Source organism: Lentisphaera marina (assembly GCF_028745505.1).
Lineage (GTDB): Bacteria > Verrucomicrobiota > Lentisphaeria > Lentisphaerales > Lentisphaeraceae > Lentisphaera > Lentisphaera marina.
In genome coordinates this window covers 1,865,175-1,883,211 of the sequence record NZ_JAQZZL010000002.1, presented here as the reverse complement: position 1 = coordinate 1,883,211, position 18,037 = coordinate 1,865,175, and the positions used below count along the sequence as shown (strand labels likewise).

Sequence of the window (18,037 nt, the reverse complement as noted above, 5' to 3'; positions counted from 1 at the left end):
CTATTTAAATGGCTTATTTTTGAGAAGGCGAGTAGTATAATGTTAAAAACTGCCCTGTCAACATCTTAGTATCTTTGAAGAATGTGCTTTATAAAGTTGTATAAGTATTGAATTGGAGATATTCTTATCGCGAAATTAATGACAAGCACAATAAATCAGGAACGAATTTTGCAAGCTAAGACAAAAGAAAAAGCACCTTCTACGCGTATCGTTATTACTGGTGTGGGATTAACTTCTCCCAACGGAAATAACTTGCAGGAATACCGCCAGAACCTTCTAGATGGAGTGTCGGGGATAAGTGATTATAATATAAGGTATATAGGCGATACTTTTGCCGGCGCATGTGACTTTGATAAATTGAAGTATCAAACAAAGAAGGAGTTGCGAGTTGGGACTCGTGCTGGTTCCGTGAGTATTTATTGCGCAGGAGAAGCTTTAGAAGATGCGGGCCTCGACCTAGATGCCATAGATAGATCAAGGATCGGTGTTTTTGTTGGTACTACTGAGCACGGCAATGTTGAGACGGAGAATGAAGTCTACAACTTAAGTAAGTTTGATTACGATGTTAAATATTGGACGCATCACCATAATCCACGAACAGTTGCCAATAATCCAGCTGGTGAAGTGACTGTTAAATTCGGAATAACTGGTCCGCATTATTGTTTGGGTGCTGCTTGTGCTGCAGGTAATGTTGGTTTAATAAATGGATTGCAGCAATTGCTTCTTGGTGAAGTTGATGTGGCTCTAGCAGGTGGAATCTCTGAAAGTATTCATACTTTTGGGATTTTTGCAGCCTTTAAAAGCCAGGGTGCGCTAGCTGAAAATGAAGTTGCAGAAAAGGCGAGCCGTCCCTTTGATGTGGATCGCAATGGTATTGTGATTTCAGAAGGTGGTGCCTTATACACTTTAGAGCGTTTAGATGATGCCTTAGCTCGTGGAGCTAAGATATATGGAGAAATCACCGGTTATCACATTAATTCAGATGCGACAAATTTTGTTTTGCCAAATAATGAAAGACAGGCTGAGTGTATGCACAAGGCGCTTTCAAAAGCTGGCTTAAGTGCTGAAGATATTCACATTGTCAATACTCATGCCACTGGCACGAGTGCAGGAGATATTCAAGAGTCAAAAGCAATTAATGAAGTTTTTGGCTCATCTGAAAATACGTATGTGAATAATACAAAAGGCTTTATTGGTCATGCTATGGGTGGCGCAGGTGCTTTGGAATTAGCAGGGAATTTATTGTCTTTTGAGGATAATAAAGTTCATGCATGCATGAACGTGGATAATGTTGATCCAGCATGTGCTGTTAATAACTTAGTGACGAAAGAAGCTGTTGAGTTAGAGTCAGTAGATCACATCCTTAATAACTCTTTTGGTATGTTAGGTATTAATTCTGCTTTGATTGTGAGTCGTTTTTTAGACTAATGATTTGCTTGATTTGTAAGGTCGGATTATATTCGAAGACTTTACAAACTAAGTTTTAGTTAAAATTAAATTATTTTGGAGTCGTTAAATGACAAATGAAGGTATTGCTCAGGCAATCATTGACATTATAAAAGATATTGTACCAGACGAAGATTGCAGCAATATTGATCCAGCAGTAGCACTTAGAGATCAGCTTGAGTTGGATTCTATGGATTTTTTAGATATCGTTATGGAATTGAGAAAGCTCTACAATGTAGAAGTTCCCGAAGCTGAATATGGTGAACTCGCAACTCTAGATAGTTGTGTGGCTTACCTTGAGCCTAAAATGAAAGATATTTAGGGCGATTGAAAATTTCGATTAGGGGACTTTTAAGTCCCCTTTTTTTATTATTATGACTTACGATACAATTATTATTGGAGCTGGCATGTCCGGCTTGGCTGCAGGCATTCGCTTAGCACATTATGGCAAAAAAGTTCTAGTCTTAGAAAAGCATGCTATCCCTGGTGGTTTGAACTCTCACTTTTCAAAAGATGGACGTCGTTTTGATGTGGGCTTGCATGCTATGACCAACTTCGTTGAGCGTAAACAGCGTTCGGCCCCCTTGACTAAACTATTGCGACAGTTAAGAATCCCCTACGATGAATTGGATCTAGTGGAACAAAGTTATTCAGCAATAGATTTTCCCGAAAACAAAATTTGTTTTGGCAATTCATTCACAATGATGAGTGATGAAATTGCCCGTGAATTTCCTAGTGAAGTAGATGGCTTCATGAAATTAGTCGAGCACGTTAAGACTTATGATGATGTGTCCCTGGATGCGAAATATATTTCAGCACAAGAGGTTGTGGCCAGCTTTATTCAGTCAAAAGTTTTACGTGATATGATTTTTTGTCCTGTTATGTATTATGGAAGTGCAGTTGAAGATGATATGGATTTTTCGCAGTTTTGTATCATGTTTAAAAGCCTTTACCTCGAAGGTTTTTGTCGCCCACGTACAGGTGTGCGTCATCTCTTGAGAATTTTAAGAAAGAAATTACTTGAGAATGGAGCCGAAGTTCGCATGAAGACTGGAGTTAAAGAAATTCTCCGTCACAATAACAAAGCCATTGGTGTACAATTAGAGAATGGCGAAACTATTCATGCTCAGAATGTGCTTTCTTCGGCGGGTTATGGTGAGACTCTAGAGATGTTAAATGATGAGGTGCCAGCAGGTGTGGCAGGTGAGTTGTCCTTTGTGGAATCAATTCTAGTTTTGGATACTCCAGTTAAAGACCTCGGTTTAGATGAAACAATCATTTTCTTTAATCGAGAAGAAGAATTTCATTACCGTAAAACCACGAGTCCCTATTCGTGTAAGTCCGGTGTGATATGTATGCCAGGCAATTTTAATTATGATGATGAAGTTGAAAGAGAAGGCCTAGTACGCTTCACTTCACTCGCTAATTATTACCTCTGGAAAGAAATGGATGAGACTACTTATCGCCGTACAAAAGAAGAGTTCGTCAAAGAGCAAATTAATACATCTGGCTTTGGAGACAAAATTCGTGATCGTGTAGTTTACACGGATGCATTTACACCTTTAACAGTTAAAAAATTCACTTCACATATCAATGGTGCGATTTATGGATCGCCCATAAAAGTTAAGTCAGGTGCCTTTGATACAGAGAACCTTTATCTTTGTGGTACCGATCAAGGTTTCTTAGGTATTGTGGGAGCTTTGCTCTCGGGTATTTCAATTTCAAATAAGTATTTACTCCTTTGATTAAAAAACTCTTCGATCCGGAAGGTTTGCTCTATAAGCTAAGCTTATGGTTGTTTTGTAGTTTTTTCAGTGTATGGATGCTAACAGTAAGACGAGAATTTTTAGGTAATATTTCTTGTTTAGATGATGATGACGAATCCTTCATTATTGCTTTTTGGCACAATCAAGTTTTAGCTCTTTCTTATGTTTTTGAGCGTAGAGTTTGTGAGAAAAGTACTGGTATGGCTTCTAAATCTCGTGATGGCCAAATGATTTCGGATATTATGATGAGTAGGGGTTTTTCCGTTATTAGAGGCTCTGCTCAAAGGAAGAAGAAAGATAAAGGTGGTGCAGTTGCATTTATTAAGTCACTGAAAGTCCTACGTGAAGCCAATAAGCTTATGTGTATTGTGCCTGATGGACCGCGTGGCCCCATCTATGAAGCGCAGCCAGGCGCAGTAATGTTGGCGGTTAAATCAAAGAAAAAATTAGTTCCAATTGGTGCGAGGTACTCAGCAGCTTTTAAGTTGCCCACATGGGATAAACTTTATATCCCTTTACCCTTTTCAAAAATGACCGTAGAATTTGGTGAGTTCTTAGAGTTTGCCGAGAATTCTGAAGAGAATAATGAAAAGTTCACTGAGCATCTGAATAAAGTAAGTCAGTTAAAATAAGGTTCCACAGTATTCTTTGTGTAGACCACCAAAATTTGTTATGATTTCGTGATATTTTTTAATGCAGAGATTGTGCTTAAGTTAGAAATCAATTATGCTAAGGCTTGACTGAAGATAATAAAATGAGTGTTCGAGGCTATGGGGAGTTCAGAAAGTGATGAAAAGCTTTTAGATGAAGCACGGGTTTATGAATCAGTATTGTTGAGTGTGCCTCATGATGAATTCGCTTTAAAACGATTAGTGGATATTTATACTGAGAGTAATGAGCCCTTAAAACTTCAAGAATTTCAGAAACGTTTGGAATTAGCACAAAATGGCGAATTGGATTTAGCTGAATTTACTGCTTTGGAAAAAGAAAAGAAATTTTTTCGGAATCATTCAAAGATACGTGATTTGATTTCCTTGTGTAAAAAAAAGGAAGATCGCTTTTTTACCTTACGGAAAAGTGAATGGACCGATGTCAGACCTCACCTTGATTTACTGATTCGTTTTCGAGAACTTGGCTTGATAGATTCAAGTGCTTATATGGATATTTGCCAGCATCTAATGAGGTCAAGAAATCAAGAGGAAACAAGTGGATGGGAGGGCGTTGTTGGCCATTTACCTGACTGTGATAGAGTTAACTACTCGGAGCTTTTAGAAGCACTAAAAAGTCAGTCTAAGATGGAATATGTTGATTTAAGTGATTTTCATTATTCAAATGAGCTCGAACTCTTACCTAAAAAATTGATATCTCATTGTGAACTGCTTATATTTTCAGTAACTAAGTCTGAAGTGAGTGTAGCAATGTTGAATCCATTTAATGAATCCGTGAAAAATTTACTAAGGGATTACTTCACTTTACCAGTAAAATTTTATCTTACGGACGTTTCGTCCTTCAATACTTTTGCTAAAGGGAGTTGATATGGCAGTAGTAAATTACGCAAAGAAAGAAATTCAGTTTAAGATCGTTTATTACGGACCAGGTCTATGTGGTAAAACGACTAATTTGCAGATTGTACACGAAAAAATGCCAGGGGACTCAAAAGGCAAGATGTCTTCCTTGGCAACGAGCCAAGACCGAACTTTGTTTTTTGACTTTCTTCCCTTAAAATCTGATGCGATTGAAGGTTATACAACAAAATTTCAGATGTATACAGTTCCCGGTCAGGTGAAGTATAATAGCACGAGGAAATTAGTGTTAAGAAACTGTGATGGTGTTGTTTTTGTCGCCGATTCACAAATTAAAAAAATGCCAGAGAATATTGAGAGTTTACAGAACTTAGATGAAAACTTAAAAGAGCAGGGGAGTTCTGTAGATGAAATGCCCTTAGTTTTTCAGTACAATAAACGCGATATGAAAAATGTAGCTCCCGTTGAGTATATGGATTTTTTAATTAATAATGGTCCAATTCGAGTGCCAGTAGTCAATGGTGTGGCATGTGATGGAGAAGGTGTATTTGATACTTTAAATGCCATATCTAAGTTAGTTTTACACGACTTTATCCAAAAGAAAAACCAAGGATAAATAATGGCCTATGAACTAAATCAAGAGGAATGTTTAGAGCTACAGACTGAACTAGATGAATTCCTACGCCTTTCAGATTCAAGTTCAGCACTTCTATGTGACAAGGGCGGAGCTGTATTAGTCGACTCTGGTAGTGATGAGGAAAATGATTTGATGGCGGCTTTAACCGCAGGTTCATTTGCTGCGACTCGAGAACTTGCTAGAACGGTTGGTGAAGAAGATTTTGAAGCGGTGTATCATCAAGGTGAAAAACGCAATTTGTATATTGCGGGCATGTGTGAAGAAGTGATTCTATTAGCTGTTTTTGAACAGGAAAACTCACAAGTGGGCTTGGTGCGTATGATGGCCAGAAAATTGCGCCGTGAAATAAATCAAACACTAGATAGTATGGCAAATAAAAAGGAAGTAGTAGCAGAAGACCCTACTGTTAGCTTTGTCTTAAAGAAATGATTTGAAGCTTCTGCTTTTACCTAATTGATTCAAAGTTGACTCAATACTGATTTGAGTACAGTGCCAAGATGCAATATGACACGCAACTTGACTGCATTCTAAGAACTTGAGGCCTTTTGCGAGCCCCGCAATAAAGGCGCCATGAAAAACATCGCCTGCGCCGTTAGTATTTACGGCATTTATTTTTTCACAAGGGATGCGACCTTGTGATTGTTCAAAAGAATAAATGGCTCCCTGATCCCCCAGAGTAATTAATACATTATCAAAATCCCCACGAAGTTTATCAAGAGCCTCGTCAATATTAGTTTTCTTAGTGTAGCTAAGAGCAAATTTTTTTGAGCCAATGATAATATCCGCATAAGGAAGCATGGTTAAGATGCCGGGATTCCTTGAACCCGCATCTAGAATTATTTTGCTACCTGATTTTCTGAAGTGCATGATTATATCAAAGCATTTATCAATATAGCGCCCATCCAAAAGGATATATTTAGGTGTATCTAATAAATTTACTTGTGTAGCTTTAATATTTTTTGCGAGGGTTGCAATGACACTGCGTTCACCATTTTCTTTTATTAAGATCGTGGCTTGAGGAGTGGTGTCCGTTTTTAATGGAATGAAAGTGTGACGGGAGAACTGAGCCTGTGATTGCTTAATGAAATCACCAGGAAAATCATCTGCAACGGCACTTAAAAGAGTGGTTTGTAACCCGAGGCGGTTGGCTGTTAGAGTTCCAATGCAAGCTGGGCCACCTAAGCTTTGTAGGCAGCGTTGTGCTTCGATTTTTTCATCTTCACCAGGGTGTGTTTTAACAAAAAGTGAGTTGTCGAATACGCTGAGGCCAATACCTAATAAGTCACAAGTCGAGTGACTCATTGTTTCTGGTGAGCGCGAATGGCTTGGATTTTAGATTTAGCTTTCTTCCATTCGACGATATCATTTTTCAGTACTTCAATGGCTTTAATGAGTTGTGGATCACGGCTTGAAGAAAGTTCACCTGCATTTGGCCAAATTATATAATCTGGTTTAGCACCATTAAGTTCCATATCTAATCCAGAGTCAGCTACAAACCAGCCGCGCATAGGGAGGCGGAAACGATGTTTGTTTAGAATGCTTGTTCCCCAAGTTGAAATAACGCCTCCTGCAGTAGGTGTACCCACTAACTTGCCTCGTTTCATAGTTTTGATGGCATGAGCAAAAATCTCAGCATTACTAAAACTATTTTGATTACAGAGTACAACAATGGGCTTTTTCCAAGGGGTGTAAATACTGCGATTATCTGGGTATCCCACTTGGTGGTTGCGGGCTTGACAGAAGGCATGGTCCGGTTGTGTTAATATCGTCAACAAATGATCGGCAGTACTGCCACCAGCATTATCTCTGACATCTATAACTATGCCATCCATGCCATAGGCTTTGGAGTAGAGTTCATCGTGGAATTGATAAAATGAATCAAAGTTCATTTTATCAATATGTAGGTATGTGATTTTGCCATCACTAAGTCTTTGTGTTTTTTCAGTCAAACGATCGACCATTTCTTGATCGAGCAAAGCTCTAGTTTTGTCAGGATCGATACTCTCTATAACATGATCTTTTATTTCACCCTTGAGATTCTTTATTTTGATATGAATACTTTGGTGATCAAGGCCCGTAAAGATTTTATCTAAATTACTTTTGTCATTCACAGTGCTGTAATTTAATTCAAGAATTTGATCTCCTGTTTGGAGCTCGTACTGAACGTTTGCGGCAGGAGAGTTTGGGATGAGTTCTCCGATGAGTAGTTTTCCGTCTTGGCGCTGAAAGCGTAGGCCAGTGTGTGCTGTAACTAAACGCTTCGGAACTGGAGGGTAACTAGCCTTTGGATAAAAGCCTAGGTGAGAGGCATTAAGTTCACCAACCATCATGTTTATAGCAGTACTCAAACGCCAGATGTTACTCGCCTTATTGGCTGCGGGAGCATATTTTTTGAATATTGAATCCCAATCTAAATTATTCATATTAGGGTCGTAAAACTTTTCTTTGAGTAAACGCCAAGCATGAGCAAAGATCAGGTTTTTTTCAGTATTTAGGTTCACAGTGTGGTAATATTGGTATTCAAATTTTTCAGTTTTCTTACGACTCATAACGGCTGCTTTTCCGTAAGAGATAGATGCAAAGTAATTGTTTTTCTTGAGGGGTTTAATCGGAAGGTTTGTTGAGGAGTTAAAAGTCAAGAAAGTGTATTTTTTCTCTTCGAGTTCTATTTTATAGATGGCATCAAATTTAAAAGTACCTTTTCCTTCTTTTTTATCTGATACACATATGATTGAATCAGAATCCTGTGTAAATAGAGGTCGACTTTCGTTACTGCCTGCACGTCGAATGTGATGTGTTCTTAAGTGAATGTTATTCCAGTCGTAGCTACCACTGTCATCGTCCTCCTCTTTGTCATCGTCCTCTTTCTTATCATTGTCCTCTTTCTTATCATCTTCGTCTTTCCTATCATCTTCGTCTTTCTTATCATCTTCGTCTTTCTTATCATCTTCGTCTTTCTTATCATCTTCGTCTTTCTTATCATCTTCGTCTTTCTTGAGAGGGCGTGCGTCTTTCATGTGCTCTAGGGCATCATTTAGTTTGATTTGGCGAGGACTTATTTGGTAATCTTTGTTTTTTAAATAAACGACTATAATGTCGCTGTCATCTCGGGCTCGATCGCTAGAGTAAGCGATCTTGGAGCCATCTTTAGACCAGGTAGGTGATCTATCGGACGCGGGGTTTCGAGATATGTTAATTGCTTCTTGAGATCCATCAGAGGGGATGACATAGATTTCGTTGTTATAGTTTTCGTTCGGGCATGAATAGACGAACCATTCACTATCTGGCGACCATGAATAATCGGGTTCCATCCATGTGCTGCGTATTTTTTTTCTGATACCTTTCTCAATATCGTAAGTCCATAAGCAACCATCACCAGTTATAAAGGAGAGTCGAGAATCATCGGGTGCAATATTAAGGTCTTTGAGGCTGCCTTTGTAGGAATAAATTTCTTTGCTTATAAATGTGTGATTCTCCCACCAATACTTTTCTTTGTCGGCTCTTTCGACCTGAATAATCGACATGTCTTGACCATTATCTTTTAAGTAGAAGATATGTTCAAAGTCATTTGAGAAAATGGGTTCGATAGAATAAGCATCTTTGTCGCTCATTCTGACTGGTTCGCAAAACTTGCTGTCACTGACATAGATGATGCCATCTTTGGCAAAAGCCATTTCCAGACCATCCATACTGATGTCAAAAGTATCGATACCTTTAACTAGGCGATTTTCTGTATTGTTTTTTGCTAGATCTTCTTGAGTGTAGAGCGCTAGTTTTTTTGCAGTTTTTGAACTTTGATGTTTCCAGGTATATAAATCAAATAGTCTTCTCCATGAGAGGGTGCTACCATCGCTTGAAATACTTATGTTGAGAATGTGTTCACCTTCGCCACTGTAGCGAAGACGACTTTTTTTGATTTTGAAGTCATAGAACATTAAGTCATTACTACCCTTTTTATCAGAAAGGTAGAAGAAACCTTTGCCATCATGAGACCAGAGAGGAGAACGATTATTCCATTCTTCTTTTATAAGCAAAGAAAAACTATCAGATTCTTTCTCATAAAGCCAGATTTGTGAAGCTTGCGAGCCTTTATACCCTTTACGGTAATTTTGTGAACCCTCGCGTGTGAATAAGATTTTTTGTTCATCGGGAGAGAGGTGAAACTCTCGCATTCTTGAATTAAAGATGAGTTGTTCAGCCTCTTGACTCACGGTGTTGAGTTTGTAGGGTAGGCTTCCCTGGCGTGGTACAAAAAGTTTTCTATTGGAGTTATAGGCCAAGTTTTGGCTGTCCCGATACCATTGTAGGAGCTTGTAGCCTTCAGAGTTAAAGCTAACTTGCTCGGCTGGGCCACCTTCGCTAGGCATAACAAAGAGGTAAGTGGGGCCAAAACGATTGGATTCAAAAGCTATTTTTTTACCGTCGGGAGAAATGAGCGGTCGATAATCTAAGCCTTTACTTTGCGTTAAGCGAGTCGCAAGTCCACCTTCACTTGATGCTCGCCAAAGGTCGTCGTTCCACGAAAAAATAACTTCAGAGCCATCGGGTGACAAACTGGGTGAATAGGGGATATCAATTTTTGTTTTTGCCTGGCTAAGAAGGCAGAATAGTAGGGCTAAGACAAAATATTTTTTCATAGATTACAGGCAAGTTATGGGTTGATGTTTATCAAGATAATTTGCCATAGAAGCCATGGCAAAGAATCAGCGACTTAGAATGCTACTTTATACCAGAATGACGAAGTAGAGCTTCGGTTTGTGGTTCACGACCACGGAAGTTTTTGAATAAAATTGCAGCGTCTTCTTCGCCACCTCGCTCAAGAACTTCATTTAGGAATTTTTTTCCAGTGGCCTCGTTATAGATTCCTTCTTCTTCGAAAAGAGAGTAAGCATCAGCAGAAAGGACTTCAGCCCATTTGTAGGAGTAGTAACCCGCGGAATATCCGCCTGCAAAGATGTGGGAAAAGGCGTTTTGGAAACGGTTCCATTCTGGGGTTGCTAGAGCCGCAGTTTTTTTGCGTACATCATTTAAAACTTGCTGTGCCCCTTTGAAGTCGTCTTTGGCAGATTCGATATGTAGGCGGAAGTCAAAAGAGGCAAACTCTAATTGACGCATCATCGCGAGTGCCGAGTTGAAATTTTTGGCGTTGAGAAGGCGTTGGATTTTGTCGTCGGGTAATACTTCTCCCGATTCTACATGTTGGGATAGGGAACGAATGACGTCTTTTTCCCAACACCAATTTTCCATAATTTGTGAGGGGAGTTCAACCGCATCCCACGCAACACCATTGACACCTGCGATTCCCGCAATGTCAACTTTCGTCAGCATGTGATGGAGACCGTGACCAAATTCGTGGAATAGAGTAGTTATTTCGTTATGGATCAGTAGGCCAGGTTTCCCTTCAGCTGGAGGCATGAAGTTACACACCAAGTAACATACAGGTAGCTGCAGTTGACCTTGAGCATCTTTGTGTCGAGAGAGGCAACCATTCATCCATGCTCCACCACGTTTATCTGAACGAGCGTAGAGATCGAGATAAAAGGCCGCAATTGTTTCACCATTTCGTGAGATTTCGTAAACTTTAACATCCTCATGCCAAACATCTGGTTTATCAGAGCTTTCAACGATGTCAATGCCATAGAGTTTACTAGCGAGTTCAAAGAGGCCGTTCATGACCTTGTCAATTGTGAAATACGGTCGCAGCTCTTCCTGGTTAAGGTCGTAGAACTCTTGTCTCATTTGTTCTGAGTAAAAACCGACATCCCAAGTTTTTAATTCATCACTAAAACCCTTGCTTTGCGCATATTTTTTAACTGCTTCGATTTCTTCTAAAGATTGTGGGTGTGATTTTTCTATGAGTTGATCAATAAAACCCAAGACTTGCTGAGATGATGTAGCCATCTTTGTATAAATAGACTTTTGGGAAAAATGTTCGAAGCCTAAGAGTTTAGATGCTTCTTGTTTAAGTTTTAGGATTTTGTCTATGATCTCGGTATTATCATATTTTCCAGCGTTTGGTCCCGTTTCTGAAGCACGGGTAGAATATGCATGATAAATTTCCTCGCGGTGCTTACGGCTTTCACCATAAGTTAGAAGTGGCTGAAAAGAAGGGAAGTCGAGTGTAAATACCCAGCCTTCGAGATCTTTACTCTTTGCACATGCGGCGGCCGCATCAATGACATTTTGCGGAAGTCCAGCTAAGTCCTTCTCATCTTGAATCTGCAGGTGATAATTTTGGGTCGCATCTAAAACGTTGTTAGAGAATTGTGTACTCAAACTTGAAAGTTCTTTTGCTATCTCTGCAAAACGTTTTCTTTCCATTTCTGGAAGCGCAATACCAGAAAGTTTGAAGGAGCGAATACTGTTTTCAATTAAAGTTTTTTGGCCGATAGACAGCTTTTCGAAATGAGCAGAGTTCTTGATGGATAGAATGGCATCGTAAAGTTCGGTGTTTTGGCCCAGTTCCGTATAAAATTCAGAAATTTTGGGTTGTGCTACATTATAAGCGTCGCGAAGTTCAGGACTGTTTTTGACAGAGTGAAGGTGAGACGCGAGGCCCCAAACTTTGCCTAGCTCAACATCCATATCCTCTAAGGGGAGCATCAAGTTATCCCAAGTATAATTTTCTTGCTTTAAAACTTCTTGAATTGTTTCACGTGCAGATTTTAAAAAACTATCGATTTGCTGATTCAGTTCTTTAGTGTCGAAATTGGAAAATGAGGGAAGGTTGTTGGGGAGTTGGCCCATGATGTACTCCTAAAATTTAGATTCTTGTAAACTTGCGTGTTTTTCTTTGAATCTCAAATCTCAGGGCTATAAAAAAGCCCGAATCTTAAGAGAGATGCGGGCTTTATATCAGTGAATGAGTTGTAGTGCAGGTTTAGTCAGCAATTGGGCTGTCTTTGGAGAAAATAGCATCAGCATAAAGCTCCGGATCGAAGGGTTGTAGATCCTCGGGGCTTTCACCTAGTCCAACAAAGTGTATGGGGAAGGTATGCTCATCTTTAATAGCAACGACAACACCACCTTTTCCAGAGCCATCAAGTTTGGTGACTGCAAGACTAGTGACGTCACAGGCTTTGCCAAATTCTCTTGCTTGAAAGAGGGCATTAGTTCCAGTAGAACCATCGACGACTAAGATAGTCTCGTGTGGAGCTTCTGGGAAATTTTTGCGAATGACGCGAAGAATCTTGGGGAGTTCTTCCATAAGGTCTTGGCGAGTGTGCTGCCGACCAGCAGTGTCGATGATTAGGTAATCCACATTTTTAGCTTTTGCCGAAGCGCAAGCGTCGTAAGCAATGGCGGCAGCATCAGAGCCGTGTTTACCAGCAATGACTGGAACATCAATGCGTTGTCCCCAGTGTTTAAGTTGCTCGATGGCAGCTGCACGGAAGGTATCGCATGCTGCAAGAAGAACTGACTTACCATCTTGTTTAAGTTTATAAGCTAATTTGCCGGTAGTAGTTGTTTTGCCAGCGCCATTTACACCTACCATCAGTAGGATTGTGGGACCAGTTGTGTTGATATTTAAAGGGCGATTGTCGTCGGCTAAAATAGATTTAATGCGACTGGTGGCAATATTAATAATATCTTCAGAGGTCTTGATTTCGCCAATGGCGTAAGATTCCTTGATGTCGGCAATGATTTTTTGGGTGACTGAAACGCCTAAGTCTGCAGAAATGAGTGCCGCTTCGAGTTGGCGGTAGGTACTTTCATCCCATTTCTCAACATTTGAAAACACGGCTTCAAAGGAACGGAAGAGAGCCGTTTTAGTTTTCTTAAGACCTTTTTTGAAGACGTCAAAAATACCTTTCATTTTTCCATTTCCTCAGGACGTAATTTACGAGCAAGTGTGTCGCCAATCCCATTTACGAATTTAAATGAATCGGAATCACCAAATGTTTTGGCGAGTTCTACGGCTTCGTTAACAATTATAACTGGATGATTTGTTTTAATTTCCATGAGTTCGAAAACGGCAATGCGCAGGACATTACGATCGGTCGTTGCCATGCGGTCAATTTTCCAGTTCTTGGCTTCTTCAGTAATAAAGGCGTCAATTTCTTTGATGTTATTGAGAACGCCTTGAACAATTTCGCGAGCAAAGGCAAAACCCTTGCTAGATTCATGTTCGTTGGGAGCGGAAGGGGCATTTTCAATTTGCGTGATAAATAAAGCAAATTCCTCTTCTTGGAATTCAAGTTTAGCAATATCACTTTGATAAAGGTATTGCAGAGCCCATTTACGGCCCAAGCTACGCGGGTTGCGTTTAATTTTCTTACTCATAGTCTGTGAAAAATCTCTAGTTTCTTAATTGCGCGCTAGTATACACTAAGAGAAAAAAAAGGCTAGACAGAGAAAAATAATTTTTTTATTTTCCAAGAAATAAAGAGTTTATGACGAAATGCACTTATAATAAACAGGCTAAAATGAATGCTAAAGATGACAAAATCCTGCACTAAGCTAATTTGTCTAAATTAGATTAATTTTTGGGGTTAAGATGTCGTCAATATTATTGTATGCCAGAAAGTTAGATGAACTGGAGTATTTAGTGCCTTGTGTGGAGAGGTTTGCTAAAAAATATAAGATCAATGAAGTCGAATTGTTATATGTAGAAGGTTGCGGTGGTACTGCCACCGTGCGAAATGAACTTGATAAACTCGCAAAGAAAGAATTGGATTTAAGTTACGATATTAGTGAGTTGCCAGTAGAAAATAGTGCTCAGAGTTTAGGTGCTTACATTGATCGCAATAAGCATCGTTTATTGATAGGAGCTTTTCACACTGCATTCAAGGATGATGCCTTATCATACCCTGTCTTCCAAGAATCGACGATAGATACTATTTTGTTGGTTCAACAATACAGGAAATCTATGGAACGAGTGGGGGTAATAGCAAGCGGTGTCGTTAATGATCCGCAAGCGCTTGTTTTTGCTAAGGACTGCCTAAATCCTGGAGAACATGTTTCAATGCTCATGCTAGAAGAAGATCACAGCTTTAATTATGAAGTGGTGGGTAAGCAGGCAATAGAAGATTTAATTGAAGATAGTGGTGTTGATAGGGACAAAGTTAGCTCTCGAGTTGAAAGTCTTGATGCAGATTATGAATCTTTACGATATTTTTTTAATAAAGTAGATCTTCTCCTAACAGGGGCTGAGAATGCACATGATTTATCCAAGTGGAATGATCATAAACGATCTCCAGTTGTGGGGCTAGTAAAACGGGCTCCTAAAATTGCAGTTGCTAAAAAAATAACTCAGTGGATACCGCATTTGAGTCCGCGTGCCTACGCAGATTTAGTTTTGGGTCTAAGACGGGGGTCAGTACTGACAGCAGATTTCATGGTAATGTTGGGCTTAGCAGCTGCCATTGCATCTTTTGGCCTTTTACAAGATTCAGCCGCAATCGTCATAGGATCAATGCTTTTAGCACCTTTAATGACTCCAATGATTGGCTGCGGTTTAGCCTTGGTTCAAGGGAATTCTCGTTTGGGTTTAAAGGCAAGTAAAACCATTGCGGTTGGTATAGCTTTGACGATAGGGGTGAGTTTTTTAGTGGGCTTTACAACACCAGGGCAAGAGTTGACTTCGGAAGTGATGTCGAGAGGTGTGCCTAATATCTTAGATTTATTTGTGGCTTTATTTGCGGCTTGTGCAGCAGCTTATGCTTTGGCGAGACCTAATATTGGCGGTGCGGTGGCTGGGGTCGCTATTGCGACGGCTTTAGTTCCACCTCTTTGTTCAGTGGGGATAGCTCTAGCTTATGGAAAGATTCCAACAGCTTTTGGAGCCTTTTTACTTTTTTCTACAAACTTGGTGGCGATTATCTTAGGAGCTTCAATAACGTTTAATATCCTAGGTATAAATAGCATGCAGATGCAGGCACAGCGAAACACTTGGGTTTACAAAGCTCTTGGTGCTTTAGCTACGGTATTAGTGGTGTTTGCCATTCCCCTGGGTTTAGAACTCGAGAGGAATATTAATTTGGGTAAGCCATCACCAAATCTTTACCCGGTGGCTAAGCATGTCACAAAAAGTATTGTTCATTACATAGAAACTCTGCCAGATGTAGAGTTGTTGCTCCACGGACGTCCAGGTAGTGATGCCGATCCAACGGATGTGATGATCATTTTAGCATCTTCTAAGCGCATGCCAAAGTACTACATTGATGAGTTGACTCAATTAGTCCGTGATAAAATGGGGGATAATGATCTGGTTATAGAAGTTCACGCTCTAAGAGATGGATGGCGAGATGAGACTTTGGAAAAACGAGCACAAAAGATTTTAGAAGAGCGCGATCAACGATTGGAAGAGACAATCAAAGATAAGATAGAAATCAAATTAGAAGAAGAAGTCGAAAAACAAGTCGAAGAAGAGTTAGATAAAGAAGTTGAAAAACAAATTGAAAAACAAGTCGAACTCGAGCTTGAAGAGAAAATTGAAAAAGAAGTGAAAGAAGAAATTAAGAATGAATTGAAGAAACCGACTAAGCTAACTCAGCCTAAAAAGCCTTAATGTTTAGATTTAATTAAATATTTGCATAGCAATAATGGAACTTTTATACTATGAGTGCAGATTCACTTGAGTGTTAAAATAAAGGGGCGCAAATATGCGTAAGTATTTAATTAGTCTAAGTTCTCTAATCTTGTTCTTTTCTTGTATAGGGGGGAAGTCTGTACCAGTACAATTTTATACCTTAAATATTAAAGGTGAATCACCCACTCCCGTGTCTATTGTGGAAGTGCGTGCGAGTGCCAAAGTACATCAAAGGTTCAATCTAGAGAATGGTGAGAAACTTGAATTGCGTGAGTTTGAGCGCTGGCAGGATAGTCCTAATCGGCTAGTGGAAACAGAAATGAAGAACTACTTCTCTCTTGGAAAAGATGAATTGCGCTGTGAGCTGAATGAATTCGTTTTTGATGTGGAAAATATGCAGGCCAAAATTAGTATTGATTTTGTTTTACGATCAGGTGCGGGTGATCAACAGTTTAGGGTAAAGAGTGCACAAAGCTTTACAGAGCTTGATGGAGCTTCTTTGGTGAAAGCTATGTCCTCAGCAGTTCATGATGTTTTTAAACAATTAGATCAAAAAATTATCGAAGGCAAGTGAAAAAATTTGTCTCCAGTTTTGGTGTGAATTTCATCGGCTTTTTTCAAGAAGCTAGAAATATCACATCTTTCATTGGCGAGATTTTCGAGGAATTACTCTTTGGTATAAGAAACCCTCACAAAATAAAGTGGAAAAGTACACTTTATTATATGGATGGCTGTGGACGAGAGGCGACAGGAATTGTTGCTTTAATTTGTTTCCTGATGGGTTTGATTTTAGGTTTTCAGTCGGCCGTTCAAATGAAACAATTTGGCACCGATATTTATGTGGCAAACTTAGTTGGGCTCTCCATTGTTAAGGAATTAGGCCCTCTCATGGTTGCGATGATTGCAACAGGTAGAGCAGGTTCAGCATTTGCTGCTGAGTTGGGCACCATGCGAGTCAATGAAGAAATCGATGCTTTGACGACGATGGGTTTTGTACCTGCGAGGTTTTTGATTGTCCCTAAGCTTTTAGCAATGATGGTCGTGATGCCCATTTTAACTTTGATTGGAGACTTGCTGGGGATTTTAGGCGGTTTTTTTGTCGGTGTTGTTCAACTCAAATTACCCTTCATAGCATATCTAAATCAAACAATTAAAGCAATTCATTACTTGGATGTGATGGAAAGTATGGCAAAGGCTTTTGCTTTTGCCATTATTATTGCCATGGTTGGCTGCTATCGCGGTATGAATAGTTCCTCTGATGCCCAAGGCGTTGGTAAAGCAGCAACATCTTCAGTAGTATCGGGCATCTTCCTTATTATTGTGGCTGATACTCTAATGACAATTATTTTTACTCAGTTGAGGGGCTAATGGAATCCGTTATTAAAGTAGACAAGCTGAAAATGGGCTATGGTGATCGTGTCATCATGGAATGCCTTGACTTTGAAATCAATCAAGGTGAAATATTTGTTATATTAGGTGGATCTGGTTGTGGTAAAAGTACACTACTTAAACATATGATTGGTCTCTATAAGCCCATGGCGGGAGATATTTCGATTAAGGGCAAAAATATTGTTAAAGCCAACGCCGAAAAAAAACGTGAGATCATGAAAGAATTTGGTGTTATGTATCAGTCTGGTGCCCTCTTTGGCTCAATGACTCTAGAAGAAAATATTACCATGATTCTTGAAGAAGTCACAGATATGACTAAAGAAGAAATGCATGAGCGAGCCATGGAAAAATTGGCTTTAGTTGAACTCGATGAATTTAATACCTTTTACCCTGCTGAAATTAGTGGAGGTATGAAAAAACGTGCAGCAATTGCAAGGGCAATGGCACTCAATCCCGATATTTTATTTTTTGATGAACCCTCAGCTGGCTTGGATCCAATTTCGGCAGCCAATTTAGATGCCTTGATCTTGAAATTACGAGAAGAATTTAAAACCACCATTGTGATAGTGACGCATGAACTCGAAAGTATTTTTTCTATTGCAGACAGAATTATTATGCTCGATAAAGAAACGAAGAGGATCATTGAAGATGGCGATCCTCGAAAACTTAAAAATGAATCAAAAAATGAATGGGTTCGCGACTTTTTGAATAGACGTGAATCAGTCCAGACTTAATTAGGAGAAAG

The 18,037-nt window shown here is 39.5% G+C and carries 16 protein-coding genes; 11 read left to right on the top strand and 5 right to left on the bottom strand.

What is annotated here, in order from left to right; translation table 11 throughout:
- Nucleotides 1-168: 168 nt before the first annotated feature.
- The 7 genes from PQO01_RS18645 to PQO01_RS18615 all read left to right on the top strand — a co-directional run bounded on the left by PQO01_RS18645 (nt 169) and on the right by PQO01_RS18615 (nt 5,801).
- A complete protein-coding gene (locus PQO01_RS18645) occupies nt 169-1,428 on the top strand; it encodes a beta-ketoacyl-[acyl-carrier-protein] synthase family protein (RefSeq protein ID WP_274315733.1) in 1,260 nt (419 codons plus the stop codon).
- Between the two features lie 88 nt (nt 1,429-1,516).
- Entirely contained in the window at nt 1,517-1,768 is a 252-nt protein-coding gene (locus tag PQO01_RS18640) for an acyl carrier protein (protein ID WP_274315732.1), read from the top strand.
- Nucleotides 1,769-1,820: 52 nt separating this feature from the next.
- Nucleotides 1,821-3,191 carry a phytoene desaturase family protein gene (locus PQO01_RS18635; protein ID WP_274315731.1) on the top strand — a complete coding sequence of 457 codons (1,371 nt, stop codon included), beginning with the start codon at nt 1,821-1,823 and terminating at the stop codon, nt 3,189-3,191.
- A 77-nt stretch (nt 3,192-3,268) separates the two neighbouring features.
- On the top strand, nt 3,269-3,844 hold the full coding sequence (locus tag PQO01_RS18630) for a lysophospholipid acyltransferase family protein (protein ID WP_274315730.1): 576 nt from the start codon (nt 3,269-3,271) through the stop codon (nt 3,842-3,844).
- A gap of 138 nt (nt 3,845-3,982) precedes the next feature.
- Nucleotides 3,983-4,747: a GspE/PulE/PilB domain-containing protein gene (locus PQO01_RS18625; RefSeq protein WP_274315729.1), complete on the top strand. Its 765-nt coding sequence runs from the start codon at nt 3,983-3,985 to the stop codon at nt 4,745-4,747.
- A 1-nt stretch (nt 4,748) separates the two neighbouring features.
- Entirely contained in the window at nt 4,749-5,351 is a 603-nt protein-coding gene (locus tag PQO01_RS18620) for a GTP-binding protein (RefSeq protein WP_274315728.1), read from the top strand.
- A gap of 3 nt (nt 5,352-5,354) precedes the next feature.
- Entirely contained in the window at nt 5,355-5,801 is a 447-nt protein-coding gene (locus tag PQO01_RS18615; RefSeq protein ID WP_274315726.1) for a roadblock/LC7 domain-containing protein, read from the top strand.
- Here PQO01_RS18615 and PQO01_RS18610 read toward each other — a convergent pair.
- The 5 genes from PQO01_RS18610 to nusB form a co-directional block, all read right to left on the bottom strand.
- Entirely contained in the window at nt 5,790-6,674 is an 885-nt protein-coding gene (locus tag PQO01_RS18610; protein ID WP_274315725.1) for a carbohydrate kinase family protein, read from the bottom strand. The genes PQO01_RS18615 and PQO01_RS18610 overlap by 12 nt on opposite strands.
- On the bottom strand, nt 6,671-10,009 hold the full coding sequence (locus tag PQO01_RS18605; RefSeq protein ID WP_274315724.1) for a S41 family peptidase: 3,339 nt from the start codon (nt 10,007-10,009) through the stop codon (nt 6,671-6,673). The genes PQO01_RS18610 and PQO01_RS18605 overlap by 4 nt, the downstream gene beginning before the upstream one ends.
- Before the next feature lie 82 nt (nt 10,010-10,091).
- The gene (locus PQO01_RS18600) at nt 10,092-12,119 is read right to left on the bottom strand and encodes a M3 family metallopeptidase (RefSeq protein WP_274315723.1); all 2,028 of its coding nucleotides are present in this window, start codon (nt 12,117-12,119) and stop codon (nt 10,092-10,094) included.
- A 133-nt stretch (nt 12,120-12,252) separates the two neighbouring features.
- Nucleotides 12,253-13,188, bottom strand: a complete 936-nt coding sequence (gene ftsY / locus PQO01_RS18595; RefSeq protein ID WP_274315722.1) for a signal recognition particle-docking protein FtsY — start codon at nt 13,186-13,188, stop codon at nt 12,253-12,255.
- Complete coding sequence (gene nusB, locus PQO01_RS18590; RefSeq protein WP_274315721.1) at nt 13,185-13,655, bottom strand: transcription antitermination factor NusB; 471 nt, start codon at nt 13,653-13,655, stop codon at nt 13,185-13,187. The genes ftsY and nusB overlap by 4 nt, the downstream gene beginning before the upstream one ends.
- A 214-nt stretch (nt 13,656-13,869) precedes the next feature.
- Between nusB and PQO01_RS18585 the strand changes: the two genes are divergently transcribed.
- The 4 genes from PQO01_RS18585 (at nt 13,870) to PQO01_RS18570 (ending at nt 18,026) form a co-directional block, all read left to right on the top strand.
- On the top strand, nt 13,870-15,882 hold the full coding sequence (locus tag PQO01_RS18585; RefSeq protein WP_274315720.1) for a TIGR00341 family protein: 2,013 nt from the start codon (nt 13,870-13,872) through the stop codon (nt 15,880-15,882).
- A 94-nt stretch (nt 15,883-15,976) separates the two neighbouring features.
- The gene (locus tag PQO01_RS18580) at nt 15,977-16,477 is read left to right on the top strand and encodes a hypothetical protein (protein ID WP_274315719.1); all 501 of its coding nucleotides are present in this window, start codon (nt 15,977-15,979) and stop codon (nt 16,475-16,477) included.
- A complete protein-coding gene (locus PQO01_RS18575) occupies nt 16,474-17,271 on the top strand; it encodes an MlaE family ABC transporter permease (RefSeq protein ID WP_274315718.1) in 798 nt (265 codons plus the stop codon). The genes PQO01_RS18580 and PQO01_RS18575 overlap by 4 nt, the downstream gene beginning before the upstream one ends.
- Nucleotides 17,271-18,026: an ABC transporter ATP-binding protein gene (locus tag PQO01_RS18570; RefSeq protein WP_274315717.1), complete on the top strand. Its 756-nt coding sequence runs from the start codon at nt 17,271-17,273 to the stop codon at nt 18,024-18,026. Before PQO01_RS18575 ends, PQO01_RS18570 begins: the two co-directional genes overlap by 1 nt.
- Nucleotides 18,027-18,037 lie beyond the last annotated feature (11 nt).